The following is an 11,816-nucleotide window of genomic DNA, read 5'->3' as shown; positions in this document are numbered from 1 at the left end:
CGATGGAAATCTCCCGCATCCGCGCGTTGCGCGGCCCGAACATCTGGAGCCGCCACATCGCCATCGAGGCCGTGGTGGTGTGCACCCCGGCCGAGTCCGACATCAACGATCTGCCCGGCTTTGAGGACCGCCTGCGCGCGCTGTTCCCTGGCATCGGCCCGCTGCACAGCCCCAAGCGCGAGCCCGTCAGCCTGGCCCAGGTGCTGGAGCAGGCCGCGCTGGCCTTGCAGGCCCAGGCCGGCTGCCCGGTCACCTTCAGCCACACCCACCGCACGCCCACGGCCGGCCACTATCAGGTGGTGGTGGAGTACTCGGAAGAGGACGTCGGCCGCCTGGCCTTCGACGAGTCCGTCAAGCTGGTGCAAGCCGCCCTGGACGGCCGCAACGACTGGGACGACGACGCCGTCATCAAGCAACTGCGCGAGATTGACGAGGACGTGCGCCTCGGCCCCTCCACCGGCAGCATCGTCAACGCCGCCACTGCGCGCGGCGTGCCCTACCGCCGCCTGACGCAAGGCTCGCTGGTGCAGTTCGGCTGGGGCCACAAGCAGCGCCGCATCTGGGCCGCCGAAGTGGATGCCACCAGCGCGGTCAGCGAGTCAATCGCCCAGGACAAGGACCTCTCCAAGCGTCTGCTGCAATCGGCCGGCGTGCCCGTGCCCCATGGCCGCCCGGTGGACAGCGTGGATGACGGCTGGGAAGCCGCGCTGGAGATCGGCCTGCCCGTGGTGGTCAAGCCGCAGGACGGCAACCAGGGCAAGGGTGTGACGGTGAACGTCAGCACCCGCGAAGGCTTCGAGGCCGCCTACAAGGCCGCCGAGGATATCGGCGAGGTGATGGTCGAGAAGTTCCTGCCCGGCTCCGACTACCGCCTGCTGGTGGTGGGCAATCAATTGGTGGCAGCCGCCCGCCGCGACCCGCCCCAGGTCAGCGGCGATGGCGTACACACCGTGCGCGAGCTGGTGGCCAAGGTCAACGAGGACCCGCGCCGTGGCGATGGCCATGCCACCTCGCTGACCAAGATCCGCCTGGACGACATTGCCATCACCCGGCTGGAAATGCAGGGCCTGACGCCCGATGCCGTACCGGCCAAGGGTCAGCGCGTGATCCTGCGCAACAACGCCAACCTGAGCACCGGCGGCAGCGCCACCGATGTGACCGACGACGTGCACCCCGAGGTGGCGCAGCGCGCCATCGCGGCCGCGCAAATCGTGGGCCTGCACGTCTGCGGCGTGGACGTGGTGGCCGAAACCGTGATGCGCCCGCTGGAAGAGGTCAGCGGCGGCATCGTGGAAGTGAACGCCGCGCCGGGCCTGCGCATGCACCTCTCGCCCTCTTACGGCAAGGGCCGCAATGTGGGCAAGGCCGTGATCCAGAGCATCTATGGCTCGGACAAGAACGAGAACGGCCGTATTCCGGTCGTGGCGGTCACCGGCACCAATGGCAAGACCACCACGGCGCGCCTGATCACCCATCTGTTCGCCACCACCGGTCTGAAGGTCGGCATGACCAACACCGATGGGGTCTATGTGGACGGGCGCCAGATCGACAGCGGCGATTGCTCGGGCCCGAAGAGCGCGCGCAATGTGCTGATGCACCCCGATGTCGAGGCCGCGGTGTTCGAATGCGCGCGCGGTGGCATCCTGCGTGAGGGCCTGGGCTTCGACCGCTGCCAGGTGGCGGTGGTCACCAATGTCGGCGCCGGCGACCACCTGGGACTGAACTACCTGGAGACGGTCGAGGACATCGCACGCCTGAAGTCCGTAATCGTGCAGAACGTGGCCCCCGAGGGCTACGCGGTGCTGAACGCCGCCGACCCGCTGGTGGCGGCGATGGCCGGGCAATGCCCCGGCCAGATCATCTACTTCTGCGCCGACCGCCACCTGCCCCTGATGGCCACACACCGCGCCCAAGGTCGGCGCTGTGTCTTCGTGGATGACGGTGCCATCGTCGCCAGCGACGGCGCCTGGCGCGAATCCATCGCGCTGCGCGACATCCCCATCACCCGCGGCGGCCTGCTGGGCTTCCAGGTTGAGAACGTGATGGCCGCAGTAGCCGCCGCCTGGGGCGCCGGCCTGGCCTGGGATGCCATCCGCAGGGGTCTCGCCAGCTTCAACAGCGATGGCGACAACGCCCCTGGCCGCTTCAATGTGATGGAGTTCAAGGGTGCCACCGTGATCGCCGACTACGGCCACAACCCCGACGCGATGCGCGCCTTGGTGGCCGCCGTCGACGCCCTGCCCGCGAAGTCGCGCTGTGTCGTCATCAGCGGCGCAGGCGATCGCCGTGACCAGGACATCATCGAGCAGACCCAAATCCTGGGCAGCGCCTTTGACACCGTGGTGCTTTACCAGGACGCCTGCCAGCGCGGCCGGGAGGATGGCGAAGTGGTGGGGCTGTTGCGCAAGGGTCTGGAAGGCGCCGTGCGCACGCGCAAGATCGACGAGATCCAGGGCGAGTTCGTCGCCATCGACCACGCCCTTGCCGGTCTGAACGAAGGGGATCTCTGCCTGGTGCTGGTCGATCAGGTCGAAGAAGCCCTGGCCCATCTGCGCAAGCGCTGCGCCGAGTGAGCAGCGCGGACGGCTTGCGGGCGGCCTTTGGGCCCAACCTGACGGGCTTGTTCAGCGCCAAGGTGGCGGACTACGTCGCCTCGCGGCCGGACTATCCGGCCGCCCTGCTGGACTGGCTGCGCCAGCAGTCGCTACCCCATGCCCGCGTGGTGGACCTGGGCGCCGGCACCGGCTTGCTGACCCAGGGCCTGTTGGCCACCGGTTGGCCCGTGCTGGCGGTGGAGCCCGATGCCGCCATGCGCGCGGCCTGTGATGCCCGGCTGAGCCACCTGCCGGGCTACCGCAGTGCGGCAGGGCAGGCCGAAGCCCTGCCTTGCGCTGACCAATCCGTCGATCTGATCTGCGCCGCACAGTGCTTTCACTGGTTTGACCTGCCCGCCGCACGGCGTGAGTTCGACCGCGTGCTGGCGCCCGGTGCCCTCGTGGCCCTGATTTGGAACGACCGGATCGAGGACGATCCCCTGAACCAGGCCCTGGATGAGGTTTTTGCCCGCTTCGGCGGCGCCAAGCGAGCCAGCCAGTTGAACCAGGATGAACGCGCCGAGGTTCCCGGCTTTTTGCGCGGCGCCGTGCAGCACTGGGACGGCCCTCATCAGCAACAGCTGGATTGGGCCGGACTGCTGGCCCTGGCATTCAGCCGCTCCTACATGCCGGCCCGCACCGCACCGGCAGGCCAGGCCGCCGAGCAGGCCTTGCAAGCGGTCTTTGCCCAGCATGCACAAGACGGGAAGTTGCAGCTGCGCTACCTGACTTGCGCCTACTTGGGCAACTGAATTGGCAAAGAGCCCGACAACTGATCAGCGCCGCTGGCTGGCGGTTCACCGCAGCATTTCCGCAGCTCATCGCATCCCTGCTGCGCGCCAAGGCAGGTCCCTGCACAGTTCAGTCATCGCAACGCTGAACCCCCAGGAGCCCACCATGAACAGCAGCAGCCGAGTCGCCGATGTCCTGAGCTTTGTGGCCATGGCCGGCCTGACCCTGGCCAGCGCGCTGACTTTGGGCGCCTACGCCCCAGCCAACGCCCACCAGGCCCAAGCCCCGGTGCTGACGGTGCTGCCCACGGTGGTGATCACCGGCAGCCGCAGCGTGGCCACCGTGCATCGCCTGCCCACCGTGGTCGTGACGGCCAAGCGTGCCGATGCCGCGACTCAGCTTGCGGCCTGCGACAAGACCCCCACGGCGGTCTGCTGAGCCTCGCGGCGACCCATCATGAAAACCAAGCTTCCGCCCCTGCTCAGCGACCTGCTGGCAGCGCTGGCCATGGTCGGCCTGACCCTGTTGTCGGGCGCGGCACTGGCGCAGATCGGCTGGCTCAACCCGGCCGACCACGAACAGATCAGCGCCGCCCCCGCACCCGATCAGCCCAAGCCCGAGTCATCGATCCAGCCATAGACCCATCCATTGACAGCCCCACCGCTGCGCTCGAGCTGTGGTCGTGGGGGTCCTCCTGTCCAGCCCGGCCCTGCGCCGGGCTCTTTTTTTCCGCTCCGAAGGAGATGCGCATCGAATGGCACTGGAAATTCGCTCGCCAAAGGCTCAAGATGAACTTGTCGCCTGTGCGATGACTTTGGGAGTCCGCCATGAATTTGCACCGCATCTCCGAAGTGATGACCCTGGGCACCATGGTGGCCCTGACTGCCATCACCGCCACGGTGGCCCTGGTGTTTGAGCCCGCCGTCCCGCCGGCCCCGGTGGTGCCGGTCCAGCTGGAGACCGTGGAAATCCTGGGCCAGCGCACGCCGATCGTGACCCTGCCCACGGTGGTGGTCGAGAACGCCCGCTGAAGACCAAGGACCTCTCGCAGCGCCCCGGTCTGAGGCCTGGAGGCCGATTGGGCACCTATTGATGAACGGAAAACGCGACTTCCGGCGCTGACGCTGTCACACCCGCATCCGCGCCCAGCTGCCGGCCAACCAGTCGCCCAATCGGTTCACACTCGGGCCGGTCAAGGAGTTCCTGGCCCATAAGCCCTTCTCCATGGCGAGCTGAAGCGCAAAAGCCCAGGCTGCGCAGCCCCAGGCCGACCACAGGCTGTGGCTGACAAAGTGAGCGCCACGTGCCCACTGCGCGGCCGACGCGGCCGCCCCCAAAAGACCCACGGCCAGCCAGGCCAGGCGCCGCCAGCGCGCCTGTTCGGTCCAGGCCGGCACCAGGCACCACAGAGCGAACACGCCGGCCGAGTGGCCCGAGGGAAAGCAGTGTCCCGGACCGCCATCGGCCACCGCCCACTGCCAGTGCGACACCCACTCGACCCCGGGCTCACCGCCGAACTCGGCCAGGCTCCACGGACAGCTGGTGAGGCTGGTGGCCTTCAGCGCATTGACCGCCAGGGTGGCCAGCAAGGCCGCCAGCAGCGCGCCAACCCGGCGTGCACGCCCCTCGCGGCGCCATATCAGCGCCGCGCTCAGCACGACGGCCAGGCCCAACAGTTTGCGCACCCCATCGTGCAACAGGGTCTCGGCCCAAAACGCATGCTGGGCAGCAAAGCCCTGGGCGCTGCCCAGGTGACGCGCGACATGCAGGTCCAATCCGCTGAAGTCCCAACCCAGCGCGCAGGCCAGCCCCAAGGCCAACAAGAAGGTCGGGCGCGTCAGCGTGCCGCGCATGGCTGCAGCAGGTCCCATGTCGGCTCGTACAAGGCGGTTCGCACGTCCAGCAGGTTCAGTGCGGTATGGAATAAATGATCGTGTTGCGGAGCGCTGCCTTTCGGCAGGCGACTCAAACAATCGGCGGACCAGCCCCGCGTGGCGCGCCACCCCTCGCTCAGCCAGAACAGCATCGGCACTTCGGTCTGCTCGCGCGGCGCAAAGCTGAAGGGCATGCCGTGCAGAAAGAGCCCCTTCTCGCCCAGGGATTCACCGTGATCGGGCGTGAAGAGCAGCGCCACATCCATCTCCCCCTGCAAGGCCCGAAGCTGCTTCAGGGCGTCGGCCAACAGCGCATCGGTGGCCAGCAATGCGTTGTCGTAGGCATTGCGTATCTCCGCCTGGCTGCAACGTCCCAGGTCATCAGACTGGCAAGCCGGCTGGAAGCGCGCATGCTCCGATCCGTAGCGCCGGTAGTAGGACGGCCCGTGGTTGCCCAGCATGTGCAGCACCAGCAGATGGGTGCCCGGCCCGCTCTGGCGGATCGCCTGTAGCTTAGGCGCCAGGCCGGCGAAGAGCTCGCGGTCGCACAACTCGCCGCAATCCAGGCGCCGCTGCGGCAACTCGGCACACACGCCCTTGCAGCCGGACTGCGCATCCCACCACTCCGTTTGCACGCCGGCCCGCTGCAGCACATGCAACAAGGACTCCTGTCCGCGGATCTGCGCCTCGTCATAGGCCCGTCGGCCGGTGGGCGCGAACATGCAGGGCAGCGAGGTCTCGGTATCTGTGCCGCAAGTCGTCATGCGCGGAAAGCGCAGCCACTGCGGCTCAATCCCGGTCAACGGAGCGGTATCTCGCACCCCTCCTTCGGGCAGGGTGTAAGCGCCCCAGTTGGCGGCACGCACGGTTTCGCCCACCACCCACACCAGCACGCGCGGCCTTTGCGCTGCCGCCCAGGTCGGACCCGCCTTGGCATCCAGGCCAATGGGCTGGCGCGGCGCTTGGGCTTCTTTCATGTCCTGCCAGACGCTGCGCGGCAACGACCACAACGGCGCCACTGGCAGCATCTGGTAGCGCAGGCCCTTGTTCATGCGCATCAGGCCCGAGAGCGGCTGGAATAGCACCCACAGCAGGACCAGGGCACCCAGCAGCGCCGTCAGCCACCAGCCCAGACGCCGACGCATCCCCGCCCAGCCCGTGCGCGAGCGTACCGGCCGAACTTGGACCAGCACCAACACCACCGGCAGCAGCAACACAGCGACATGACCGAGCAACCCTGGCCCCACCAGTTCCCGCGCCTCACGCCAGTCGGTGCGCATGAGGTTGCGCATCATGGCCGGGTCCAGCACCACGCCCAAGCTCTGGGTGAAATAGCTGCCCAAAGCCGCCACCGCACTCAGGGCCAGCAGCAGGGGTCGGCTCACCCGCACGGCCATCCAAGGCGCCAACACCAGGTAGTGAATCAATGCCAGGAGCGCCACCACGCCCAGCAGACGGCCCGCCCCCAGGCCCTGATGCACGGCACCCCAAACCGGGCGGTTGGCCGCCAACGCCCAGTACAAAGAGAACAGCAGCAGCAAACTCTCGGGCGAGAGTTCAGCACGGAAGCGCGAGACCGGCAGACGCCAGGACAACACAGAGGGGAACGACATGGCGTCATTGCAATGGGGCAGCCTGAAGCCGGCCTGAAGCCCGGCTGAAGCGAAGCTGAAGACGCCGGTAGTGGCCCCGCCGCCCGCAGAATCCGACCCATGCGGATCCTGCTGGTGGAAGACGACTGGGTGCTGGGCGATGGCCTGCGCGCCTTTCTGCGCGCCGAGGGCCAGGTGGTGGACTGGTGCCCGACCCTGGCCCAGGCCAGCGCAGCCCTGCGCGGAGAGCCCTTCGATGCCTGGCTGCTGGATTGGCAACTGCCAGACGGCTCGGGGCTGGACTGGCTGCAGGCCCGGCGCGCTCAAGGGCTGCGCACGCCCGCATTGATGTTGACCGCGCGCGAGACCCTGAACGACCGCATCCAGGGCCTGGACGGCGGCGCCGACGACTACCTGGTCAAACCCTTCGCCCCGGAGGAACTGGCGGCCCGCCTGCGCGCCTGCGTGCGGCGCCAGCTGCCCAGCGAAGGCGCCTTGACCCTGCAAGGCGGCGCCCAAGTGCAATTGCAGACGCGCAGCGCGCAATGGCAAGGCCAGAAGGTCGAATTGACCGCACGCGAATGGGCCTTGATGGAAGCCCTGCTGCTGCGCAGCGGGCGCTGGGTCAGCAAGGCCGACCTGGAGGCCCTGGCCCTGGGCTTTGATGGCCAGCCCGCCAGCAGCAACAGCCTGGAAGTGCACATCGCCAACCTGCGCCGCAAGCTCGGCCGCAGCGCCATCGAAACCCTGCGCGGCCTGGGCTACCGCTGCGCCTTGGAGACCCCTTGATGGCAGCCCCCCGCTCGCTGCTGCGCGGCCTGGCCTGGACCCTGGGACTGGGCGCCCTGGTGTGGGCCCTGGCCGTGGCCGCAGCCGCCGTGCTGGCAGTGGACGAAGAGGTAGACGAACTGCTGGATGACGCCTTGCGTGCCAGTGCCGAAGGCCTGGCGCCGGCGCTGGCCAACCTCGGCCCCGTGGGTGTCCGCGCCCCGAGCCCCCAAGCCAGCGGCGAACTGCGTTACGCCTGGTGGCTTCTGGATGCCCAGGGCCAACTGCTGCAGCAATCTCCGGGCGACTACCCGGCCCTGGGTCAGGCCCGTCCGCCGGCGGGCTTTTCCAATGCCAGCCCCTGGCGGCTTTATGCCAGGCCACTGGATCAGCCCGGCGGCCTGTGGCTGGTGGTGGGCCAGACGCGTGCCGAGCGCCGCGAGGCGCTGCAAGAGGTGATGTGGATGGTCGCGCTATCCAGCCTGGGGGTGGCCCTGCTGGGTCTGCCGCTGCTGGCCCTGCGCGCGCGCCAGGAACTGCGCCCTTTGGGCCGCCTGTCCGAGCGCCTGGAGCAACTGGCCCACGAAGGCGTGGCACCCCAGCAGCTGGCTCATGCGCTGGGCGAGCCCGAACGCGCCGAACTGGCGCCGATCCACCGCGCACTGCGGACCCTGGGTGAGCACTTGAGCGAACGGCTGGCCTTCGAACGCGCCTTCGCTCCGCAGGCCGCCCACTTGCTGCGCACCCCCCTGGCCGGCATGGACGCTCAGCTGGCGGTGGCGCTCAAGGAAGCCGCACCCGAAACCCTGCCACGCCTGCGCTTGCTGCGCGAATCCACCACCCGCCTGCAACGCCTGGTGCTGGCCCTGCTGCGGCTGTTTCGCAGCGAGCAGGCGGTGCAGCGCCAGTGGCTGGACGCCGCGCAGTTGCTGAGCGAGCTGCCAACCCCGGGCCTGAGCCTGCGCAGCACCCCAGGGGGCCGGCGTTTGAGCGCCGACCCCGAGCTGCTGGCCGCGGCCCTGCTCAATCTGCTGGACAACGCACAGCGCCATGGCGCGCGCTCGGTGTGGCTGGAATGGCCAAGCGAGCAATGCCTGCTGGTGTGCGACGACGGCCCCGGCATGCCCGAGGCCGAGCGCGTAGCCCTGGAGGCTGCGCTGCAAGACAGCGCCGCTGCCGCCGACGCCAGCGGCCAGGGCCTGGGCTTGCGCCTGGCCGCTTTGGTCACCCGCGCCCACGGCGGCCGCCTGCGTCTGCCGCCCCAGGCCCAGGGTTTTGCCGTCGCCCTCGAACTGGGACCCCCGCATGAATGACATCTCGTCCATGAAAAGCCGAGGCGGCCTGCTGCGCGTCTGGAAGGCCTTGGGCTACTCGCTGCAAGGCCTGCGCGCCGCCGTGCGCAACGAAGCCGCCTTCCGCCAGGAACTGGCCCTGGGCCTGCCCCTGCTGTTGGCTGCCCCCTGGGTGGGGCGCAGCGGTCCCGAGGTGTTGGCCCTGGTGGGCGTGGTGCTGCTGATCTGGGTGGTCGAGCTGCTGAACTCCGCCCTGGAGGCCCTGGCCGATGCCATCAGCCTGGAGCGCCGCGAGCTGCTGGGCCGCGCCAAAGACCTGGGCAGCGCGGCCGTGCTGTTCACCCTGCTGTTTGCAGCGGCCGTCTGGGGCTGGGTGATCTGGCAGCGCTGGGGCCCCTGATCGCCGCCATTTCCCGCCCCGGCTTTCGCACTTTCCACCCCGGTTCTTGCAGTTGGTCGCAGCGGCACATCAGTACAAACCCGAACCCTGCAGCATTCGCTCCGTTCTCAACCCACGGAGCCCCAATTGCGCTTCTCGACCCTGGCCCTGGCGGGCCTCACTGCCCTCTCTGCCTCCACTGCCGCCCTGGCCGCCCCGCCCCTGCTGACCCCGGATGCCGACGTGCTGCAGTCGGGCAGCTGCCAAACCGATCTGGCCCTGCGCCGCCTCCGCGTCGGCGTGCCCGGTGCCGCCGCCGAACACGCCAACACCCAGACCCTGAGTGGTGACTGCGGCCTCGGCCATGGCTTCCAGCTCGGCCTGAGCGTCAGCCGCGGCAGCGCCCTGGGCGAGAGCGCCCACAGCTTCGGCCTGCAGGGCAAGTACAAGCTGCTCAGCCTCGGTCAGAACGGCCCCACGGTCAGCCTGGTCGGCGCCCTGAGTCAGACCCGCAGCCAAGGCGAATGGGACTATGACGGCGGCGAAATCGGCCTGGCCATGACCCAGCGCAGCGGCGCCCACGAGTTCCACGCCAGCCTGTTGCGCGAACTGCCGCACGGCGGCGAGCGCAACTGGCGCAGCAGCGTGGCCTATGGCTACCAGCTGAACCATGAATGGACGATGCTGGCCGAACTGAGCGACGCACGCCGCGAGCGTCCGCTGCTGGGTGTAGGCGTGCGCTACCAGCCGGCCGCCTTGAAGGGTTGGAGCTTCGGTGCCGCTGCGCATCGTCAGAAGACCGAAATCGGCGATGGCCGCGTCACCGCCTACTCGCTGAACACGCGCTACAGCTTCTAATCCCGCGCGTGCAAGCGCTCCACATCACTCCACTGGGCCAACGCCTCGACCTGCTGCCGCTGCTGCAGAGCTGGTTCGAGGCCGAATGGCCGGGCCACTATGGCCCGGACGGCAGGGGTGATGCAGCGGCGGATTTGCGGGCCTATGCCCGCGAAGGCGCCTTGCCGCTGGGGCTGGTGGCCCTGCGGGATGGACACCCCTGCGGCTTCGCGGCCATCAAGACCGAGCCCTTCGCCAGCCATCCCACGCTCGGCCCCTGGGCCGGCGCGGCGGTGGTGCCGGCGGCCCTGCGCCGCCAGGGCATCGGCCGCGCGCTGTTACTGGGCCTGGAAGCGCAGGCGCGAAGCCTGCGCCTGCCGCGCCTCTTCTGCGCCACGGCCACATCGGCTTCATTGCTTGAGCGCTGTGGGTGGCAGCGCATCGATTCCAACGCCTCCATGGCCATCTTTGTAAAGGTCATTGGCCCAGCGAGCTAAACGCCTTCACTGGGTCGATCAGGGTCGCATCGCGTCATCGATCAATTGGCGCAGTTCACCCACGCCTGAAACGTCCAGCGCGCGATAGATCTTTCGCGTGTGGTCCACCACGGTGCTGTGAGCTACACGCTGCTGCCGCGCCAAGTCGACCAGGGTCTGCCCTTCATAGAGCGCACGACACACTTGAAACTGCCCGGCCGTCAGCGGCAGCTGCCGCAGTGCCCGATGCAGGCTGACGGTCTGCGGCTCATGGCGGCGCAAACAGACCTGGTGCAAACGCTCCGCCCCACCCTGCCCCGATTGCAGGCTGCGCACCTCGACCACAAAGCGGCCATGGGCATTGATCAGCGTCACGGCACGAAAAGACTCCCCCGCGCCCAGCAAGGGCTGTGAACGATCACCCGGGGTGAGCGATATGCGCTGAAACAAGCGATCCAACGCCCAGCGGATACCCAGCTCGCCGTCTCGCAGCCCGTTCAGGGTCAGGCCAGCGTCGGCTTGCAAGAGCAGGCCCAGAGCGCCTTCCGATGCCGCCCTGAGCTGTCCGGCCTCGGACAACAGCAAATACTCCTCACGTTGCGGTGTCGGAAGGAATCGTTGCGCCCTGCCGACCTCCCGCGTCTCGGCCCGGACCAGGGCGCTAGCGATCCACGGCAGGATCGTGGCCAGGGTCTGCTCGTCACCCGACGAGAAGTCGGGGTCACTCGGCCCCCGGTACAGCACCAGACTGCCCAATAGGCGCCCGTCAGTGGCGCGCACCACGCCCTCGACGCGGCTGTGAAAGCCCTGCGGACGCCAGATCTCGTTGTAGAGCGCTGAGTGGAAGAACTCGCGCGACATCAGGGGTCGCGCACTGCGCACCCCAGCCGGCGCCGAGGCCAGGGTGGCAAAGGCTGGCATGCACTCCGCTTCACGGCGGTTGTGGAAGTGCTCGAAGTAGATCTGCGCAATCCGGGTGTCAATCAGCCCTTCGCAGTAGTAGTGCAGCAGCTGGCCCTGTGAATCTGTCAGATCAAACAGATTGCGCTGGCTGGGAATGACGGCATGCAAGGCTTCCAAAAACGCCTGCAAAAAGTCCGCCGTCGCCAAGTCTGCCTGGCACAGCGCATGCAGCTGTGCCATCCGCCGCCGTGGCCCAAAGCGATCGCCGTTCATGGCGCCCACTCTATGAAGACCCAGCGCCGCACGCCTCCTCAATGCGGAGGAGAAGCTGGAGCATTTGCCCCCCGCCAGGGGGGTGACGCCGCCCAG

At 68.4% G+C, this 11,816-nt stretch carries 13 protein-coding genes; 10 read left to right on the top strand and 3 right to left on the bottom strand.

Annotation, left to right across the window (positions count from 1 at the left end):
- The first annotated feature begins 2 nt into the window (after nt 1-2).
- The 5 genes from cphA to FF090_RS04190 all read left to right on the top strand — a co-directional run bounded on the left by cphA (nt 3) and on the right by FF090_RS04190 (nt 4,357).
- Nucleotides 3-2,573: a cyanophycin synthetase gene (gene cphA, locus FF090_RS04210; RefSeq protein WP_138855534.1), complete on the top strand. Its 2,571-nt coding sequence runs from the start codon at nt 3-5 to the stop codon at nt 2,571-2,573.
- Nucleotides 2,570-3,346, top strand: coding sequence for a class I SAM-dependent methyltransferase (locus FF090_RS04205; protein ID WP_175423513.1), 777 nt, complete (start codon nt 2,570-2,572; stop codon nt 3,344-3,346). Before cphA ends, FF090_RS04205 begins: the two co-directional genes overlap by 4 nt.
- Nucleotides 3,347-3,491: 145 nt before the next feature.
- Nucleotides 3,492-3,764, top strand: a complete 273-nt coding sequence (locus FF090_RS04200; protein ID WP_138855532.1) for a hypothetical protein — start codon at nt 3,492-3,494, stop codon at nt 3,762-3,764.
- Between the two features lie 18 nt (nt 3,765-3,782).
- Complete coding sequence (locus FF090_RS04195) at nt 3,783-3,965, top strand: hypothetical protein (protein WP_138855531.1); 183 nt, start codon at nt 3,783-3,785, stop codon at nt 3,963-3,965.
- A gap of 188 nt (nt 3,966-4,153) precedes the next feature.
- Nucleotides 4,154-4,357 carry a hypothetical protein gene (locus FF090_RS04190; protein WP_138855530.1) on the top strand — a complete coding sequence of 68 codons (204 nt, stop codon included), beginning with the start codon at nt 4,154-4,156 and terminating at the stop codon, nt 4,355-4,357.
- Between the two features lie 96 nt (nt 4,358-4,453).
- Here FF090_RS04190 and FF090_RS04185 read toward each other — a convergent pair whose 3' ends face one another.
- A complete protein-coding gene (locus tag FF090_RS04185; protein ID WP_138855529.1) occupies nt 4,454-5,197 on the bottom strand; it encodes a phosphatase PAP2 family protein in 744 nt (247 codons plus the stop codon).
- Entirely contained in the window at nt 5,164-6,813 is a 1,650-nt protein-coding gene (locus tag FF090_RS04180; RefSeq protein WP_138855528.1) for a phosphoethanolamine transferase, read from the bottom strand. Before FF090_RS04180 ends, FF090_RS04185 begins: the two co-directional genes overlap by 34 nt.
- A 99-nt stretch (nt 6,814-6,912) precedes the next feature.
- Here FF090_RS04180 and FF090_RS04175 point away from each other — a divergent pair, with 99 nt between their 5' ends.
- From FF090_RS04175 to FF090_RS04160, 5 genes are all read left to right on the top strand, one after another.
- Entirely contained in the window at nt 6,913-7,581 is a 669-nt protein-coding gene (locus FF090_RS04175; RefSeq protein WP_138855527.1) for a response regulator transcription factor, read from the top strand.
- The gene (locus FF090_RS04170) at nt 7,581-8,873 is read left to right on the top strand and encodes a sensor histidine kinase (protein WP_138855526.1); all 1,293 of its coding nucleotides are present in this window, start codon (nt 7,581-7,583) and stop codon (nt 8,871-8,873) included. Before FF090_RS04175 ends, FF090_RS04170 begins: the two co-directional genes overlap by 1 nt.
- A complete protein-coding gene (locus FF090_RS04165) occupies nt 8,866-9,252 on the top strand; it encodes a diacylglycerol kinase (RefSeq protein ID WP_138855525.1) in 387 nt (128 codons plus the stop codon). Before FF090_RS04170 ends, FF090_RS04165 begins: the two co-directional genes overlap by 8 nt.
- 126 nt (nt 9,253-9,378) lie before the next feature.
- Entirely contained in the window at nt 9,379-10,089 is a 711-nt protein-coding gene (locus FF090_RS19510; RefSeq protein ID WP_246071505.1) for a hypothetical protein, read from the top strand.
- A gap of 8 nt (nt 10,090-10,097) precedes the next feature.
- Nucleotides 10,098-10,565, top strand: coding sequence for a GNAT family N-acetyltransferase (locus FF090_RS04160; protein WP_246071504.1), 468 nt, complete (start codon nt 10,098-10,100; stop codon nt 10,563-10,565).
- Between the two features lie 18 nt (nt 10,566-10,583).
- Here FF090_RS04160 and FF090_RS04155 read toward each other — a convergent pair whose 3' ends face one another.
- Nucleotides 10,584-11,720 (bottom strand): helix-turn-helix transcriptional regulator, encoded by a 1,137-nt coding sequence (locus FF090_RS04155; RefSeq protein WP_138855523.1) that lies wholly within the window; start codon nt 11,718-11,720, stop codon nt 10,584-10,586.
- Nucleotides 11,721-11,816: the final 96 nt, after the last annotated feature.

The sequence above is a fragment of the Inhella inkyongensis genome (assembly GCF_005952805.1).
GTDB classification, from domain to species: Bacteria; Pseudomonadota; Gammaproteobacteria; order Burkholderiales; family Burkholderiaceae_C; genus Inhella; species Inhella inkyongensis.
This window is presented reverse-complemented; position numbering and strand designations above follow the sequence as displayed.

Coding starts and splice junctions, on each gene's coding strand:
- FF090_RS04165 (WP_138855525.1), top strand. CDS start 8,866: ATGAATGACATCTCGTCCATGAAAAGCCGAGGCGGCCTGCTGCGCGTC.
- FF090_RS04170 (WP_138855526.1), top strand. CDS start 7,581: ATGGCAGCCCCCCGCTCGCTGCTGCGCGGCCTGGCCTGGACCCTGGGA.
- FF090_RS04185 (WP_138855529.1), bottom strand. CDS start 5,197: ATGGGACCTGCTGCAGCCATGCGCGGCACGCTGACGCGCCCGACCTTC.
- FF090_RS04190 (WP_138855530.1), top strand. CDS start 4,154: ATGAATTTGCACCGCATCTCCGAAGTGATGACCCTGGGCACCATGGTG.
- FF090_RS04175 (WP_138855527.1), top strand. CDS start 6,913: ATGCGGATCCTGCTGGTGGAAGACGACTGGGTGCTGGGCGATGGCCTG.
- cphA (WP_138855534.1), top strand. CDS start 3: ATGGAAATCTCCCGCATCCGCGCGTTGCGCGGCCCGAACATCTGGAGC.
- FF090_RS04180 (WP_138855528.1), bottom strand. CDS start 6,813: ATGTCGTTCCCCTCTGTGTTGTCCTGGCGTCTGCCGGTCTCGCGCTTC.
- FF090_RS04200 (WP_138855532.1), top strand. CDS start 3,492: ATGAACAGCAGCAGCCGAGTCGCCGATGTCCTGAGCTTTGTGGCCATG.
- FF090_RS04195 (WP_138855531.1), top strand. CDS start 3,783: ATGAAAACCAAGCTTCCGCCCCTGCTCAGCGACCTGCTGGCAGCGCTG.
- FF090_RS04155 (WP_138855523.1), bottom strand. CDS start 11,720: ATGAACGGCGATCGCTTTGGGCCACGGCGGCGGATGGCACAGCTGCAT.